Annotated in this window: 10 protein-coding genes; 3 read left to right on the forward strand and 7 right to left on the reverse strand. The window is 69.4% G+C overall.

From position 1 onward, the window contains the following. Positions 1-52: 52 nt before the first annotated feature. From pulA to ACZ60E_RS32510, 6 genes are all read right to left on the reverse strand, one after another. On the reverse strand, positions 53-5479 hold the full coding sequence (gene pulA, locus ACZ60E_RS32485; RefSeq protein ID WP_469445046.1) for a pullulanase-type alpha-1,6-glucosidase: 5427 nt from the start codon (positions 5477-5479) through the stop codon (positions 53-55). A 380-nt stretch (positions 5480-5859) separates the two neighbouring features. Further along, positions 5860-7242, reverse strand: coding sequence for an alpha-amylase (locus tag ACZ60E_RS32490; RefSeq protein ID WP_469445047.1), 1383 nt, complete (start codon positions 7240-7242; stop codon positions 5860-5862). A gap of 150 nt (positions 7243-7392) precedes the next feature. Next, positions 7393-9078: a glycoside hydrolase family 13 protein gene (locus ACZ60E_RS32495; protein ID WP_469445049.1), complete on the reverse strand. Its 1686-nt coding sequence runs from the start codon at positions 9076-9078 to the stop codon at positions 7393-7395. A 102-nt stretch (positions 9079-9180) separates the two neighbouring features. Next, the gene (locus ACZ60E_RS32500; protein WP_384815139.1) at positions 9181-10092 is read right to left on the reverse strand and encodes a sugar ABC transporter permease; all 912 of its coding nucleotides are present in this window, start codon (positions 10090-10092) and stop codon (positions 9181-9183) included. Between the two features lie 13 nt (positions 10093-10105). Then, positions 10106-11110, reverse strand: coding sequence for a carbohydrate ABC transporter permease (locus tag ACZ60E_RS32505; RefSeq protein ID WP_469445050.1), 1005 nt, complete (start codon positions 11108-11110; stop codon positions 10106-10108). Positions 11111-11252: 142 nt separating this feature from the next. After that, the gene (locus ACZ60E_RS32510; RefSeq protein ID WP_469445051.1) at positions 11253-12527 is read right to left on the reverse strand and encodes an extracellular solute-binding protein; all 1275 of its coding nucleotides are present in this window, start codon (positions 12525-12527) and stop codon (positions 11253-11255) included. 496 nt (positions 12528-13023) lie between these two features. Here ACZ60E_RS32510 and ACZ60E_RS32515 point away from each other — a divergent pair, with 496 nt between their 5' ends. Together ACZ60E_RS32515 and ACZ60E_RS32520 are read left to right on the forward strand one after the other, a co-directional pair. Continuing rightward, on the forward strand, positions 13024-14058 hold the full coding sequence (locus tag ACZ60E_RS32515; protein WP_384815146.1) for a LacI family DNA-binding transcriptional regulator: 1035 nt from the start codon (positions 13024-13026) through the stop codon (positions 14056-14058). A gap of 189 nt (positions 14059-14247) precedes the next feature. Next, complete coding sequence (locus ACZ60E_RS32520; protein WP_469445053.1) at positions 14248-15114, forward strand: phosphatase PAP2 family protein; 867 nt, start codon at positions 14248-14250, stop codon at positions 15112-15114. Positions 15115-15219: 105 nt separating this feature from the next. Here ACZ60E_RS32520 and ACZ60E_RS32525 read toward each other — a convergent pair whose 3' ends face one another. After that, complete coding sequence (locus ACZ60E_RS32525) at positions 15220-16122, reverse strand: LysR family transcriptional regulator (RefSeq protein ID WP_453794851.1); 903 nt, start codon at positions 16120-16122, stop codon at positions 15220-15222. Positions 16123-16193: 71 nt separating this feature from the next. Between ACZ60E_RS32525 and ACZ60E_RS32530 the strand changes: the two genes are divergently transcribed. After that, the gene (locus ACZ60E_RS32530) at positions 16194-17123 is read left to right on the forward strand and encodes a DMT family transporter (RefSeq protein ID WP_469445056.1); all 930 of its coding nucleotides are present in this window, start codon (positions 16194-16196) and stop codon (positions 17121-17123) included. The last annotated feature ends 49 nt before the right edge of the window (positions 17124-17172 follow it).

The following is a 17172-nucleotide window of genomic DNA, read 5'->3' on the forward strand; positions in this document are numbered from 1 at the left end:
CCGGTGGGGCGGCCCGGGGTCCCGGGGCCGCCCCACCAACGGTAATGCCCTGTCAGGAGGTTCGGGAGAACACCGCCACGGTCCGTCCGGGGACGGTGAACGTGCCCGAGTCCGCCGCGTAGGAAGCGGACTTGACGACGGCGTCCCCGCCCTTGGCCTGTACGGGGTGCAGCGCGTACGCCGTGCCCTTCAGGTCCGCCACCTTCTGCTCCTGTGCCCCGGGGGTCGCGTTGAGGACGACGACGAGGTCGCCGAGTTCCATCGTGATCACTCCGGGGGTCTCGTCCTTGCCGGACAGCGGGAAGGACAGCTTCGACTGCACCTGTCCCGCGGTGCCGAGCCCGAAGTCGGCTTCACCCGTACGGATGCGCAGCAGATCGCGGTACGCGGCGGACGCGCCCTCGATCTGCGGGCAGCCCACCTCGACGGACGTCAACAGGGGCTTGGCGTAGGACCATTTGGCCTCGTTGTCGGTGGCCGGCGGCAGCCCGCGTCCGAATCCGTTGCCGCTGCCACCGCCGCTGCTCTCGCGGCACTCCCAGTGGATGGCGTTGAACCAGTCGCCGCTGTCGTAGGAGTTGCGGTCCAGGGACTTGGAGCGCAGCAGGTCGGTGCCCGCCTGGGAGAGCGCGGGGCCCTGCGACAGGGTGGCCGTGGCCATCGCGAGGACCTGCATCCGTGCGCGCTCGGCCGCCGAGGTGCCCTGGGGCAGCTTGAAGGCGAGCGCGTCGAACAGCGACTCGTTGTCGTGGGCGTCCGCGTACGCGAGGGCGTCGCCGGGCGCGTCCGCGTATCCGGCGGGCGCCCCGTTGTAGTCGACCTGGGAGCCCTTGACCTGCTTGCCCGCGGTGTCGGTGAAGGTGTAGCCGGCGAGGTTGCCGGAGAGCCCGACCTTGATCAGGTCCTGGTAGTGCAGCAGGCGCGCCTTCTGCTCGGCCGTACTCCCGTTGTTTTCGCTGTCGTTGGGGTCGGTGTAGAGGCCGGACGCGAAGCCCTGGACGCCGGGGTCCTCGTCGAAGGGTCCGCCGCCGCGCACGGCGTCGCGGGCCCGGTCGGAGAAGGTGGCGATGCCGGTCCCGGCCATGTTCTTCTGGGTGGCCTGGACGAACCGGGCGTCGTCCGCGACCTCGCCGAAGTTCCAGCCCTCGCCGTAGAGGACGATCTTCTTGCCGTCGACGCCGTCCTTGGCGACGGTCAGCGCGTCGAGGGCCTTGCGGACCGCCAGGATGTTGGCCTTGGGGTGGTGGCCCATCAGGTCGAAGCGGAACCCGTCGACCTTGTACTCCCTGGCCCAGGTGACGATCGAGTCGACGACCAGCTTGCCCATCATGGCGTTCTCGGGTGCCGTGTTGGCGCAGCAGGTGGAGGTGGCGACCGAGCCGTCGGCGAGGAGCCGCTGGTAGTAGCCGGGGACGACCTTGTCGAGCACGCTCGTGTCGGCCTGCCCGCTGGCGGGGGTGTGGTTGTAGACCACGTCCATGACGACCCGCAGACCGTCCTCGTTGAGCGACTTCACCATCTGCCGGTACTCGACCGTGCGGCGCGTCCCGCCGGGATCACTGGCGTACGAGCCCTCCGGCACCGTGTAGTGGTACGGGTCGTACCCCCAGTTGTACGCGTCCTTCGCGGCGCTCTTCGCCACGCACTCCTGCTGCTTGTCGGAGTCGGCCGCGTAGGAGGCGAGATCGCAGTCGGGGACCGCCTGGTCCGCCTTCTTCTCGGGAATCGTGGCGATGTCGAAGACGGGCAGGAGGTGGACGTACGAGGTCCCGGCCTCGGCGAGCTTCTTGAGGTGCCGGGAGCCCGCGCTGTCCTTGTCGGTGAAGGCGCGGTAAGTGCCCTTGTCCTTCGCCGGGACGGTTCCGTCCTCGACGGAGAAGTCACGGATGTGCAGTTCCTGGATCTGCGCGTCCTTCAGCGGTACGGCCCTGGGCTTCTTCAGGCCCGACCAGCCGCCCGGGGCGAGGGACCTGTCGTCCAGGTCGACGACGAGGCTGCGCTCGGAGTTCGCGGTGAGGGCGACCGAGTACGGGTCGGTGACCTTGTTGGTGACGAGTCGGCGGACGCTGGGCGCCCACACCTTGACGACGTACCGGTAGGGCTTGTTCTTCCAGGACCCCGGCCCGGTGACGGACCAGACCCCGGAAGCGGAGTCCCGCTTCATGGGGACGGTAGTGCCGCCGATCTCCAGCGAGACGTCCTGGGCGGTCGGCGCCCAGACGGCCAGTGTGGGCCGGCCGCCGCGGAACGTCGGGCCGAGGTCCGCCTTCGTCGCGGCCGTCCCGTACACGTCGTCGAGCACGCCCGCGATCTGTACGCCCGTCGCGGCGAGCACGGCCCCGTTGGCGGCCCGCTGGGAGGCGACGAGCTGGCCGCGCAGGGACTCGCGCACCCGGTCGCGGTCGCGCGGGTCGACGGACCAGGCGCTGTAGTCCCTGAGATGCGGGAACGCGGCCTTCTGGGCGTCGGTCAGGGAGGTCTTCCCCAGCCGCAGCCACCGCTCGTCGGTGCTGGTGAGCGTGCCGTTCTCCGCCTTGATGCTGCCCTTGCGGGAGTACAGCAACTGGGTCGACGCGGCGCTCTCGTCGCCGTTCCAGGCGACGGTGTTCCGGTCGATCCAGACCGCCTTGGAGGTGGTCGGGTCGAGTGCGGCGGCGCTGCCCGCGGGCTGTGGCAGGAGGTACTTCTCCCGGCCGCCCAGCATCCACACCTCGTGGCCGTTCGCCGTGAGGTCGAGCGACTGGTCGGTGGGCAGGTCCTTCTCGTCGCCCTTGTGGAGGATGTAGCTGAGGCTGGTGGCGCCCTCGGCGAGCGGCACCTCGTAGACGGCCCCGAACGCGTCGGTCCGCACCGGCTCCAGGGGCTTCGACCAGTCCGTGGGGTTCGCGGCGCCGGTCCAGGTGTGCAGACCCCAGCCGTCGTACGTGCCGTCGGCCCGGTGGTAGTGCAGGACCGCCTTGGTCCTGTCCGGTGCCGGGTAGTCGGCGGCGGGCTTCTCGGTCCGTACGGCCTCCTTGCCCTGCTCGACCCAGACCTCGCCCGTCTTCGTGACGTCGATCGTGCGGTCGGCGGAGACGTCCTTGGTGCCGTCCTTGTCGATGACGAGGAAGTTCACGGCGGAGGAGCCCGGCTTGAGCTTGACGTACGCGAAGGCCCCGTAGGCGTCCCGGCCGACGAAGTCATGACCCGCCGGCCAGGTGGTCTCCTCGCCCTCGGCGATGTCGCCCCAGGCGTAGAGCCGCCAGTCGGTGTAGTCGCCGTCGGCGCGCTTGTAGTGGACGATCGCGTCCTCGCGCGAAGAGGCGGTCGGCACCTCCTCGGCGGGCGGGGTGCCGGTGGTGGAGGCGGCCGTCGCACTCGCGGTACGCCCGGCCGAGTCGACGACAACGGCCTTGTAGCGCAGGGCGGTTCCGGCCGGCACGTCCTTACCGACGACCTGGGTGACCTTGTACGGCGCGTGGTCGGCGGAGCCGAGCGTGCGCCACTTCCCGTTGCCCACCTGCGCGGCGAAGGCGACCCGGTTGAGCTGTCCCCCGTCGACGTCGGCGGCGATCTCGACGGTGCCGGTGGCACCGGCGGCGGGGGCCTTGAGCGTGACAGTCGGCTTGACGGCGGGCGGGGCGAGCCGCCCGGCAGCCTTGTAGACGACGGAGGACCCGGCCGGAACGGTCACGGCAACTCGCCGGTCTGCGCCGCTCTTCAGCGACTCCTTCGTCCCATGGATCCCACGGAAGGTCATGCCCGCCGACCCGGTCGCGAAGGTGGCGCTCTTCGCCTCGTCCGCGTTGTTCACGGCGACGACGTACTCGACACCGGTCTTCGCGTCGGTGCGGGAGAAGGCATAGACGCCGGCGCCTTCGGCCGCGTACCGCTCGGTCTGTACGCCGTCCGCGAGGGCCGGGTCGGCCTTGCGGAGCCCCGCGAGCGCGGCGATCTGCCGGTACAGGGGCGCGCTCGTGTCGTACGCGTCCTCGGCGTGCGTGCGGTCCGTGCCGAGCTGGTCGTCGTCCAGGTAGTCGGCGGTCTTCGACGCGAACATGGTCTGGCGGGCGTCCTTGTCGCCGCCCGCGCCGGTGAAGCCCTGCTCGTCGCCGTAGTAGACGACGGGGTTGCCGCGGCCGAGGAACATCAGCTCGTTGGCCAGTTCGGCCTTCTTCACCAGCTCGGCGTCGGACGCACCGGGGTTGTCCTGCTTGAGGAACGTGCCGATGCGGCCCATGTCGTGGTTGCCGAGGAAGGTGACCTGCTCGTACGCGTTGGCCTTGTCCGTCGTGTACTTGTAGTCGTCGCCGAAGACCGAGGCCAGCCGCTGCGCGCTGCCGCCCTGGGAGGCGTACGCCCGTGCCGCGTCCTGGAAGGGGAAGTCCAGCGTGGAGTCGAGGCGGCCCTCGGTGACGTACGGGGAGGTGATCGACGTGTCCGCCGAGTACACCTCACCGAACATGAAGAAGTCGTCGCGCCCCTGCTTGGCCGCGTACGCGTCGAGCGCGGTCGCCCACTGCGTCCAGAACTCCATGTTCACGTGCTTCACGGTGTCGATCCGGAAGCCGTCGATGCCGAAGTCCCGCACCCAGCGCTGGTAGATCTTCTCCATACCGGTGACGACCTCGGGACGCTCGGTCCACAGGTCGTCGAGCCCGGAGAAGTCACCCTGCTCGGAACTCTCACCGGCGAAGGTCGAGTCGCCGCGGTTGTGGTACATCGACGGGTCGTTGAGCCAGGAGGGGACTTTGGCGTTCTTCTTCGCGGGGGCCACGACGGGGGTACGCGGGAAGGAGCCGCCGCCGACGGCCGGGAACTTCCGCTCGCCGTCCGCGTAGTCGGCGTCGTCGAAGGGCTCGCCGTCCTTCGTCAGATACGGGAACGCGCCCTTGGAGAGGTAGGAGTAGGACTTCTCCTCGTAGTCGACGACGTCGGCCGTGTGATTGGTGATGACGTCGAAGAAGACCTTCATGCCCTTGCCGTGGGCCTTGTCGATCAGCCGCTCCAGGTCGGCGTTCGTGCCGAAGTGCGGGTCGACCTGCGTGAAGTCGGTGATCCAGTAGCCGTGGTAGCCGGCCGAGGCTGCCCCAGACTCCGTCTGGGAGGTGCCCCCATCACCGGTGCCCTGCACGGGCTGGTTCTTGAAGATCGGCGCCAGCCAGATGGCCGTCGTGCCGAGGTCCTTGATGTAGTCGAGCTTCTTCGTCAGGCCCTTGAGGTCGCCGCCCTGGTAGAAACCCTTGTCGGTGGGGTCGTAACCGGTGGCGAGCCGGGAGCCGGTGAGGCCGCCCCTGTCGTTGGCGGTGTCCCCGTTGGCGAACCGGTCCGGCAGGACGAAGTAGAACTGCTCCCGGGTGAGGTCGTTACGGGCGGGCGTCTTCGCCAGGGCCGCGTCCGAGGGGGGCGCGGGTGGGGTTGCCGCGCGGGCGGCGAGGGGCTGGACGAGCACGGCGGCGAGGGCTGCGGCGGTGAGGGCCGCGGTCCGTCTCGGTATCACAGGCCTGACTCCTTGCGATGGGATCGGCGCGACGCTATCCCCGCCGAAACGCTTTCTGCAAGAGCCTTGCAAAGGGTAGAAAGAGTTTTCACCGACCGCCAAACGATTGCGCAGTTCCCCGCGCCCCTAAAGCCAAAGACAAAAGACTGCGCCGTTCCCCGCGCCCCTGGGTGGGACGGGGCGCAGCCCCTCCCCGAGGGGCGCGGGGAACTGCGCGGCCAGCCCCCACCGGCCCGCAGACGAGCACGGTTTTTCAGGGGCGCGGGGAACTGCGCAATCGTTTGGGCCCGCCCCCACCGGCCCGCAGACGAGCACGGTTTTTCAGGGGCGCGGGGAACTGCGCGATCGTTGAGGCCTGCCCCCGTCGGCCCGCAGGCGGATCAGCAGGTGGACTTGCCCGCGTACACCGCCAGCGCCGTGTTCGCGGCGAGCGTCGCCGTCAGCTGACCGGACCCGTTCACCGTCACCGTGGACCCCGCCTGCACATTGCAGTACGTGCCCGCAGCGAGCGACGTCTGGTACGTGCGCGAAAGCGACGACGACTCGTGGTTGATCGCCACAAAGCCCTTGCCGCCGCGTCCGAAGGCGATCGCGTCACCTCCGTTGTCCCACCAGTTGGAGACAGACTCCCCCCGGACGGCGTTCCGGAAGCCCACCATCGACTGGATCTCCGGCCACGCGTGCTGGCACTTCCACCCGTCCTGCCAACAGGCGTTCACGGAGCCCCCGTTGGGCGGCCCCGCGTCCGCGGACGAGAACTCGTACCCCGAGTTGATGTCGGGCGCCCCGTACGGGTACGCCAGCATGAACACGTTCGCGAGCGTGTAGTTCGCGTTGTCCTTGTAGCTGAGCGTCGACCCGTTGCGCTCGGTGTCGTGGTTGTCGACGAAGACGCCCGAGACACCACTGCTCATGTACCCCCAGCCCTCCCCGTAGTTCTTCAGGTAGGCGAGATTCTCGTTGTTGAAGACCCGCTTGAGGTCGAACGCGTACCGGAACTCCTGCACATCCCCCGTGCCGGTGTACTCGGTCGGCTGGACCGCCTCCCCGGCCCCGTAGATGGCCTCCTGCTTCCAGTACGCGGACGTGTTGCTCAGCCGGCCCTTGATGTTCGCGAGGTCGGCGGCCGGTATGTGCTTGGCCGCGTCGATGCGGAACCCGTCGACGCCGAGCGACAGCAGGTCGTTCATGTACTTGGCGATGGCCCCGCGGACGTACTCCTCGCCGGTGTCGAGGTCGGCGAGTCCGACGAGTTCGCAGTTCTGGACGTTCGCGCGGTCCTGGTAGTTGCTGATCTGCGAGGTGCAGTTGTCGAAGTCGTACGACGAGTACAGGCCCGGGTAGTCGTACTTCGTGTAGGACGAGCCGCCCGTACCCGTGCCGCTACCCGCCGACATGTGGTTGACCACGGTGTCGGCGACGACCTTCACGCCCGCCGAGTGACACGTGTTGACCATGTTCTGGAAGGCCGTACGGTCACCGAGGCGCCCGGCGATCTTGTAGCTGACAGGCTGGTACGAGGTCCACCACTGCGAGCCCTGTATGTGCTCGGCGGGCGGGGAGACCTGGACGTATCCGTATCCGGCGGGGCCCAGCCGGTTGGTGCACTCCTTGGCCACGGACGCGAAGTTCCACTCGAAGAGGACGGCGGTGACGTCCTTGGTGCCCGGTGGGGAGGCGTGGGCGGTACCGGCGGTGCTCGCGGGGACGACGAACGCGGCGGCCGCCACGGCGAGCGCGCAGGACAGTGCTCTCTTGGCCATGTGTGGGGGTCCCTTCTCCGTTGAAGGTTCTTGCTGCAAAATTCAACAGCAGTGCGGTGCCGCAGATCGTAGAAGCCCGCCTCCCAAAGCGGAAGACGGGCTTCTGAAAATTCCTGAAACTTCTTACAGGACACGCCGGTTGGTGAACGGTCAGTCGGCGATCCACCACACGGTGGCGTCGGCGGGCACCTTCGCCTCGCCGTCGTCGGTGACGGTCACCTCGCCGCTCGCGAGCAGCACCCGCCCGTACGCGCGGACGGTCGCCGCCTCTCCCCCGGTGTTGGCGGTGCACACGAACGCCCCGCGCCGGAAGGCCAGCACGCCTTCGGGCGCCTTCAGCCACTCGACCCGGTCGCCCGCGCCGAGGTCGGCCTGCTCACTGCGCGCGGCGAGCGCGGCCCGGTACAGCTCAAGGGTCGAACCGGCGACCCCGGTCTGTGCCTCGACGCTCAGCTCGCCCCACCCGGCGGGCTGCGGAAGCCAGCTGCCCCCGCCGCCGAAGCCGTACGAGGAGCCCTCGCGGTCCCACGGGATCGGCACCCGGCAGCCGTCACGGAACCCGTCCTGGCCGGCGCCCCGGAAGTACGCGGGGTCCTGGCGGACCTCGTCCGGCAGGTCGACGACGTCCGGCAGGCCCAGTTCCTCGCCCTGGTACAGGTACGCGGACCCGGGCAGCGCGAGCATCAGCAGGGTGGCCGCGCGGGCCCGGCGCAGGCCCAGTTCGCGGTCTCCGGCGAGCCGGATCTGGGTGCCGAGCCCGGCCGGGTTGGCGAACCGGGTCGCGTGCCGGGTCACGTCGTGGTTGGACAGCACCCAGGTGGCGGGGGCGCCCACGGGCCGCATCGCGTCGAGCGTGCGGTCGATGCAGGCACGCAGTTCCTCCGCGTCCCAGTGGGTGCTCAGGTACTGGAAGTTGAAGGCCTGGTGCAGCTCGTCGGGGCGCACGTAGTTGGCGGTGCGCTCGATGGTCGGCGTCCACGCCTCGGCGACGAAGATGCGGTCGCCGGAGTACTCGTCGAGCACGAGCCGCCACCGGCGGTAGATCTCGTGCACACCGTCCTGGTCGAAGAACGGCATGACATCGTTGCCCAGGAGCTTCAGCTGCTCGTGGGATCCCAGGTCGGGCAGCCCTTCCGCCTTCACAAGGCCGTGGGCCACGTCGATCCGGAAGCCGTCGACGCCCATGTCGAGCCAGAACCGCAGCACCGAGCGGAACTCGTCGCCGACCGCCGGGTGGTCCCAGTCGAAGTCGGGCTGCTCGGGCGCGAAGAGGTGGAGGTACCACTCGCCCGGGGTGCCGTCCGGCTCGGTGACCCGCGTCCAGGCGGGGCCGCCGAAGATGGACTCCCAGTCGTTGGGCGGCAGTTCACCGTTCTCGCCCTTGCCGGCGCGGAAGTGGTAGCGCTCCCGGGTCGGCGAACCGGGCCCCTCCGCGAGGGCACGCTTGAACCACTCGTGCTGGTCGGAGGAGTGGTTGGGGACAAGGTCGACGATGATCCGCAGGCCCAGTTCATGGGCGTCGCGGATCAGCGCGTCGGCGTCGAGCAGATTGCCGAACATGGGGTCCACGGCCCGGTAGTCCGCCACGTCGTAGCCCGCGTCGGCCTGCGGCGAGGCGTAGAACGGGCTGAGCCACACGGCGTCGACGCCGAGGTCGCGCAGATACGGGAGTCGGGAACGTACGCCCTCCAGGTCGCCCATGCCGTCACCGTTGCTGTCGGCGAAGCTGCGCGGATAGACCTGGTAGATCACCGCGTCCCGCCACCAGTCGCGACGATCGGCGACGGTCACAAGAGCGGATTTCGGTGCCGAGTCGGCGGAATACTGCTGGCTCATGGCTTCCTAGATACGTGACGGAGGAGCGCCCCAAAGGGGCGCGGGGAACTGCGCGACCAGCCACAACGGGTCCGCAGACGACAAACAACCCGCAGCCGGCGGCTAGCCCTTCGTGCCACCCGCGGTCAACCCGGTCACCAGATTCTTCTGCACGAGATAGAAGAACGCGGACACCGGAATGGCCACGAGCACAGCCGTCGCGGCCATCAGATTGCGCTGGGCGTCGTGCTCACTGACGAAGCTCTGCAGCCCCACCGCGAACGTGTACTTCGTGTCGGACAGCATGAACGTCGAGGCGAACGCGACCTCACCGAACGCGGTGATGAAGCTGTAGAACGCGGCGACGGCGAGCCCCGGCTTGGCGAGCGGCAGGATCAGCCGCGCGAACGTGCCGAAGGGCGAGAGCCCGTCGACGCGCCCGGCCTCGTCGATCTCGAAGGGGATCGTGTCGAAGTACCCCTTGAGCAGCCACGCGCAGTACGGCACGGCCGTCGAGCAGTAGACGAGGATCAGGCCGAAGTAGTTGTCGATCAGCTGGAGTTCGCTGAGGATCTCGTACATCGGGACCATCAGTACCGCGACCGGGAACATCTGGGTCACCAGGAGCACCCACATGAACTTCTTGTAGCCGGGGAAGCGCATGCGCGAGACCGCGTAGCCGGTGGTGGCGGCGACCAGCACGCCGATGACGGTCGTGCCCAGCGACACGACGAGCGTGCTCCACAGCCAGTCGAAGAACGGCGTGTGCTGCAACACGAACGTGTAGTTGTCGAACGTCATCTTGCCGAGGATGCCCCCGGGGTGCAGATAGTCGTCCTTGTCCGGGCCGAGCGACAGATAGATCAGCCAGACGATCGGGAACAGGGCTATCAGGCTGGCGACGACGAGGATGCCGTGCGAGGTCAGGGCCCCGGCGCGACTGCGCTCGCCGCGCCGCGGCCCCTTGCCGGCCGGTGCGGTGCCCGCGGGCGTCCCGTCCACCGGGGGCGGGGTCTTGACGGTCGTGGTGCTCATGGGGGCTCCTGCCTCAGATCGCGAGCTGCTGCTCGTTGCGGGCCAGCCAGCGGCGGTAGACGGAGGTGAAGACGATCAGGATGGACAGCAGCAGGACGCCGTACGCGGCGGACTGCGCGTAGTCGCGCGGCTGTTGGCCGAAGCCCAGTTGGTAGGCCCAGGTGACGAGGATCTGCGCGTCCGGCGCGGTGTCGCCGAAGAGCAGGAAGATGATGGCGAACTGGTTGAACGTCCAGATGACGCCCAGCAGGACGACGGTGGAGCTGACCGACTGCAGACCCGGCAGGGTCACGTTCCTGAAGCGCTGCCAGGCGTTGGCGCCGTCCATCTCCGCGGCCTCGTACAGGACGGGGTCGATGGACTGCAGTCCGCCGAGCAGCGAGACCATCATGAACGGCACACCGCACCAGGTGTTGACCATGATCGCGGCGGTCCGCTGCCAGAAGGTGTCCTCGAGCCAGAGCGGCGAGGGCAGATGGACCGCGTCGAGCATGGAGTTGATGATGCCGCCGTCGGCGAGCATGAACCGCCAGCCGAAGACGGTGACGAAGGTCGGCACGGCCCACGGCAGCACGAGGATGAGCCGGTAGAAGGTGCGGCCCTTGAGTTTCTGGTTGAGCAGCAGCGCCAGCCCGAGCCCGATGACGTAGTGGAGCAGCACGCAGAGCGCCGTCCACACGATCGTCCAGATGAAGTGCGACCAGAACCGGTCGTACGCGGTGGGGCCCCACAGGATGTCGGCGTAGTTGTCCAGGCCGATGAACTCGTACGTGGCGTCGATGTGGTTGACGCCGATCGTGCGGGCCGAGTTGAGGCTGGTGGCGTCGGTGAACGTCAGGTAGATGCCGCGCACCAGCGGATAGAGCACCAGCACACCGAGCACGACGACCACCGGGGCGGTCATCGCGTACGCGTACCAGTACTTCTGGTACGAACGCTTCATGCGCTGGAGCGGGCCGGGGCGCGGGGCCCGGCTCCCCCGGCGCTTGCCGGTCGCGCGGTCGATGACGACTGTCATGATTCGACACCTTCTGGAAAATCAGGGGCTGCTCAGCAGGCCGGTGGGTCTGCCGGCCTGAGCCTGTGGGCCGGTCGTGGGCCGGTGGCCGCCGGACGCGCCCCCCGTTCTGGACGGGGACGGATCCGGCGGCCACCCGGTGTCACTTGCTGAAGTCCGGGACCAGCTTGGCGATCGCGGTCTCCGCGTTGCCCAGGCCCTTGTCCAGGGACTCCTTGCCACCGGCGATCTTCGGCAGCTCGGTGTCGAGCGGACCCCACAGCGAGCTGTACTCCGGCAGCGCCGGACGCGGCTGGGCGGCGGCGAGCACACCCTGGTAGCCGGCGATCCCCGGGTCGGACTTGACCTCGGTGGTGTAGGCGTCCTCGCGGGTCGGCAGCGTGGAGTTCTTGAGGGCGATGGTCTCCTGCGACTTCGCCGACGTCATGAACTTCAGGAACGTGAGCGAGGCCTCCTGGTGGGCCTTGTCCGAACCCGCGTACACGGAGAGGTTGTGGCCGCCGGTCGGGGCGCCCGCCTTGCCGTTGGAGCCGGCCGGGACGGTGGCGATACCGAGGTTGCCCTTGTCCTTGAAGGCCGAGCCCTTGTAGAAGTTCGTGATCTCCCACGGGCCCTGGATGATCGAGGCGACCTTGCCGTTGACGAAGGCGTCCTGGATGTGGGCGTACGCGTCGGCGGTGGTGTCGGCCTTGTGCAGGCCCTTGCCGCTGAACAGGCCCTGCCAGGTCTTGTAGCCCTTGACCGCCTCGGGCGAGTTGACGGTGATCTTCTTGGCGTCGGCGTCGACCGTGTCGGTGCCCTCGCCGTGCAGGAACGACTGCGCGTAGTAGGCCTGGGTGGAGCCCCAGTAGCCGTCGACGCCCGTCTTCTCCTTGACCGTGCCGGCGTCCGTCTTGAGGTCGGCCCAGGTGGTGGGCGCCGCGTCGATGCCGGCCTTCGCGAAGAGTTCCTTGTTGTAGACCAGCGCGAGGGTGTCGGTGACCAGCGGCACACCGTACGTCTTGCCCTCGTACTTGGCCTGCTCGATCAGGCTGGCCTGGAACTTGTCCTGCTCCGCGAGGGCCTCGGTGCCGTCGAGCGGCAGGAAGAAGCCCTTCTTGGCGAACGCGGGGGTCCAGCCGACCTCGGAACGCAGGATGTCCGGGGCGCCCTTGGAACCGGCGGCGGTGTCGAACTTGTTCTGCGCCTGGTCGAAGGGCACGTTGACGTACTTGACCTTGATGTCCGGGTTGGCCTTCTCGAATTCCTTCACGAGGGCCTTGTACGTCGGTGCCTCGTTGGTGGCGTTGGACGTGTCCCACCACGTGAGGGTGACCGGGCCGTCCGCCTTGCCACTGTCGTCGCTGTCTCCGCCGCAGGCCGTCGCCGCGAGGGCGAGGGACGCCACCAGTGCGGTGGCCGCTATGCCACGCCGCATGAGTTCTCCTTGAGGGTGAAAGCCCGTGTGCTTGAGGGAGCGGCCCCGTCCGCCGTCCCTGCCGACTCGCCGACCGCACCGTTGCCGCCGTCGGGCGACGTGAACGTAACAGCGATGTAAGCGGCGCGAAAGGCCTTGCAGCAAAAAAGTGCAAGACCCGCGGACAGTTACCCCGCCGTGACCTCTTCGGAACCGTCCCGATCTGCCGCCATGCCTTGCCACAGAGGCATTCATGGGGTGCGGGGCCGCCGTGCAAGACTCTGCAAGCTCTTGCCATACTCGTCCGTCACGAGGATCATCGGCGCTCGGCGCCTTGCAGGAAACACCCCGTCCGCACGGGCGCACGCGGCGGACGACGACCACCCCGCCACGACACTGCCGACCAGAATCACGAGGGAACGCGATGACGCAGCAGCCCGGAGCGGGCCGTCCAAGTGCCCGCGCACGGCGTTCGTTCAGTGGGCAACGCGATCCCCGGCCGGTACAGTCCAATCCCGTGACCACACGGCTTGCCGACATCGCAGCGCAGGCGGGGGTGAGCGAAGCGACCGTCAGCCGGGTCCTGAACGGGAAGCCGGGCGTCGCCGCCACCACCCGCCAGTCCGTACTGGCCGCGCTCGACGTGCTCGGCTACGAGCGGCCCGTACGACTGCGCCAGCGCAGCGAGGGGCTCGTCGGGCTGATAACCCCGGAGCTGGAGAACCCGATATTCCCGGCCCTGGCCCAGGTCATCGGCCAGGCGCTGACACGGCAGGGCTACACGCCGGTGCTCGCGACACAGACCCCGGGCGGCTCCACCGAGGACGAACTGACCGAGATGCTGGTCGACCGGGGGGTCGCCGGCATCATCTTCGTCTCCGGACTGCACGCGGACACCTCCGCGGACATGCAGCGCTACGAGCAACTGCGCGGACGGGGAGTGCCGTTCGTCCTCATCGACGGTTTCTCGCCGAAGGTGCAGGCACCCTTCATCTCCCCGGACGACCGGGCGGCGATGGCCCTCGCGGTCACGCACCTCGTCTCGCTCGGCCACACCCGGATCGGCCTGGCGCTGGGACCCAAGCGGTTCGTGCCGGTGCAGCGCAAGATCGAGGGCTTCGTCCGCACGATGCAGGACCTGCTGGGTCTGGCCACGGCGGACATCGAGGAGCGCCTCGTCCAGCACTCGCTGTACACGCTGGAGGGCGGACAGGCCGCCACCGCGGCCCTCATCGACCGCGACTGCACGGCGATCGTCTGCGCGAGCGACATGATGGCGCTGGGTGCCATACGCACGGCCCGGCAGCGCGGGCTCGAAGTCCCGGACGACATCTCCGTCGTCGGCTTCGACGACTCCCCGCTGATCGCGTTCACCGACCCGCCCCTGACCACGGTCCGCAAGCCGGTCCCGGCGATGGGCCAGGCCGCGGTGCGTACGCTGCTGGAGGAGATCGGCGGGACCCCGGCCCCCCACAGCGAGTTCGTGTTCATGCCCGAGCTGGTGGTGCGGGGCTCGACGGCCTCGTCCCCCGGGGACCGCAACCGCGCCTAGCGATACCGGCGACACCAGCCAGACCGGCCATATCTGCGATACCACCCAGGGGTACCTCTCAGGGGTGCGGGGCGGGCGTTCTCGTGCGCAGGAAGTAGTGCCTCACCTACTTCAGGTGTAGAACGTGCGGCCAGGACCCACCCAAGGGATGATCGGTCGGGAAAGGCTCATCTGGCAGACTCTGTCCCTATGGGTGAGAGCACCGTGACGACACTGGAAGGCCAGGAGCAGGCCCCTCCACAGCCCGTCGCGGACGAGGCGCACGGCAGCGCGGGACACCGTCTCCTGCGAAGGCTGCGTACGCCTCGCCGCCCCAGGCTCTGGTTCGAGATCCTGCTCATCGGAGTGAGTTACTGGACGTACTCGCTGATCCGCAACGCCGTTCCGGAGCAGCGGACCCAGGCGCTGGAGAACGCCGACTGGCTCTGGAGGATGGAGCACCACCTCGGCATCGCCGTCGAGGAATCGGTCAACCATGCCGTGAACTCGGTGACTTGGCTGATCGTCGGCATGAACTACTACTACGCGACCCTGCACTTCGTGGTCACCATCGGCGTCCTGGTGTGGCTCTACCGCAGCCATCCGGGCCGGTACGCGGCCACGCGCACGGTCGTCTTCGCGACCACGGGTGTGGCCCTGGTCGGCTACTACCTGTATCCGCTGGCCCCGCCGCGCCTGATGACCGACAACGACTTCATCGACACGGTCGTGGTCCACCAGACCTGGGGCTCGATGGCCTCCGGCGACCTGAAGAGCATGTCGAACCAGTACGCCGCGATGCCGTCCATGCACATCGGCTGGTCCCTGTGGTGCGGCCTCACGATCTTCGCCCTGGCCTCGGTCCCCTGGGTCCGGGTCCTCGGCCTGCTCTACCCGGTGGCGACCCTCGTGGTCATCGTCGCCACGGCCAACCACTTCTGGCTGGACGCGGTGGGCGGCATGGCGTGCCTGGCGTTCGGCTACACGGTGGCGAGGCTCTGGTACGGATCGCTGCCGTACGCGCTCCCGCAACAGGTCCCGCAGCCCGTCCCACAGCCGGTGCCGCCCAAAACCTGAGAGGCCGGGGCAGGGGTCCGGGGCAGGGGTCCAGGGCAGGGGTCCAGGGCGAGGGTCCGGGGCAGGGGCCCCGACGGGGAGCCCGCCACGGAGACCCCGGCGGGGTCACTCCCCGCCGCCCCCGGCCTCCCGCAGCGCCGCCAGGAAACTCCGGAGCGCGGGTGTCGGCTCCGCGGCCTCCCGCACGGCGGCGAAGATCGCCCGCACCGGCTCCGGCCGCCGGACCTCCCGTACGACCACTCCGGGGTGCCGGCTGCCCAGGCCCAGGCGCGGGACCAGGCTGACGCCGAGGCCCGCCGCGACGAAGCCCTGCGCGGTGACGTAGTCCTCGCTCTCCACCACGAACCGGGGCCGGAAGCCGGCGGCCTCGCACGCCGCGAGCTGTGCGTCCAGACAGGGCCCCGGCCACTCGCTGCCGACCCACGGCTCCTCGGCGAGGTCGGCCAGCGCCACGGTCCGCCGCCCCGCCAGCGGGTGCCCCTTCGGGAGTACGGCGCGATACGGATCGTCGAGCAGCCGCACCAGCCGTACGCCGTCGGCCCCCTCCGTCTCCCCTTCCGGCCGCACCACGAGGGCCAGGTCCGCCCGGCCCTCCCGTACGTCCGGCAGCGGATCCTCGGGGTCGATGAGCTTCAACTCGATCTGCACGCCGGGGTGTTCGGCCCGGACCCGGGCCACCGCCGGGGCGACCAGCGCGGCTCCCGCCGTCGCGAAGTACCGCACCGCGAGCCGCCCGGTCCGGCCCGCCCGCAGGTCGTCGAGCGCGGTCTCGGCCTCGGCGACCTGGCGGCCGATGGCGTCCGCGTACCCGGTGAGCAGCAGGCCGGCCTCGGTGGGCCGTACGCCCCGGCCGACCCGTTCGAGCAGGGGCGTACGGGCCTCCTTCTCCAGCACCGCGATCTGCTGGCTGACCGCCGAGGGCGTGTAGCCGAGGCGGGTCGCCGCCGCCGTCACGGACCCGCTGGTGACCACGGCTCTCAGCATCTGCATGCGTCGCACATCAAGCATGTAGGTGAGGTTAACAGTCCATGCAACATCTTTCACTTGTCCTTACGTCACCCGTGACTCACCGTGGACGCATGCCGCTCACCTCCACGCTCCGCATGGCCGCCCTGGCGCTCCTCTGGGGCTCGGGCTTCCTGTGGATCAAACTCGCCCTGAACCACGGGCTGTCCCCGGCCCAGATCACCATCACGCGCTGCGCGCTCGGCACGGCCGTGCTCCTGCTCCTGGCCCGTTCGGCGGGCCGGCGCCTGCCGCGCGACCGCGGGACGTGGGGCCACCTCGTCGTCGCGGCCCTCTTCTGCAACGCCGTCCCGTTCGCGTTGTTCAGCGTCGGCGAGCAGACGGTCGACTCGGGCGTCGCGGGCGTGCTGAACGCGACGACTCCCCTGTGGTCGCTGCTGATCGGGATCGCCCTGGGCACGGACCGCGGACTCGGCCGCGTCCGGCTGACCGGCCTGTTCCTGGGCTTCGCCGGTACGCTCCTGATCTTCGCCCCGTGGCATCGCTCGGGCCTGTTGACGTGGGGCGCGCTGGCCCTGCTGGGCGCGGCGGCGAGCTACGCGGTGGCCTTCGCGTACATGGCGCGCACGCTTACGGGGCGGGGGGCGCCGCTCGCCGTGTCGGCGGCGCAGCTGCTGACGGCCACGGCGTGGACGTGCGTGGCGCTTCCGGCGGCCGGGCCCGTCCACACCGACGCCACGGGTCTCCTGGCGGTGACCGCGCTCGGGGTGCTCGGCACGGGGGTCACGTTCTACCTCAACTACCGCCTGATCGCGGACGAGGGTCCGACGAGTGCGGCGACGGTCGGGTACCTGTTGCCGGTGGTGTCGGTGGGGATGGGGGCGGTGGTGCTGGGCGAGGAGGTCGGGCTGCGGGTGGTGGTGGGGATGGGCGTGGTGCTGGCGGGGGTGGCATTCTCTCGCCCCCGCCGCCCCTACCCATCCCGTACCTGCCTCGGGGGCGCTGCCCCCGAACCCCCGGTCCTCAAACGCCGGACGGGCTGAGATGTCCCCGGGCGGCCGAAGATCTCCAGCCCGCCCGCGAATCTTTCAG

It is taken from the genome of Streptomyces sp. NPDC102514, assembly GCF_055584525.1.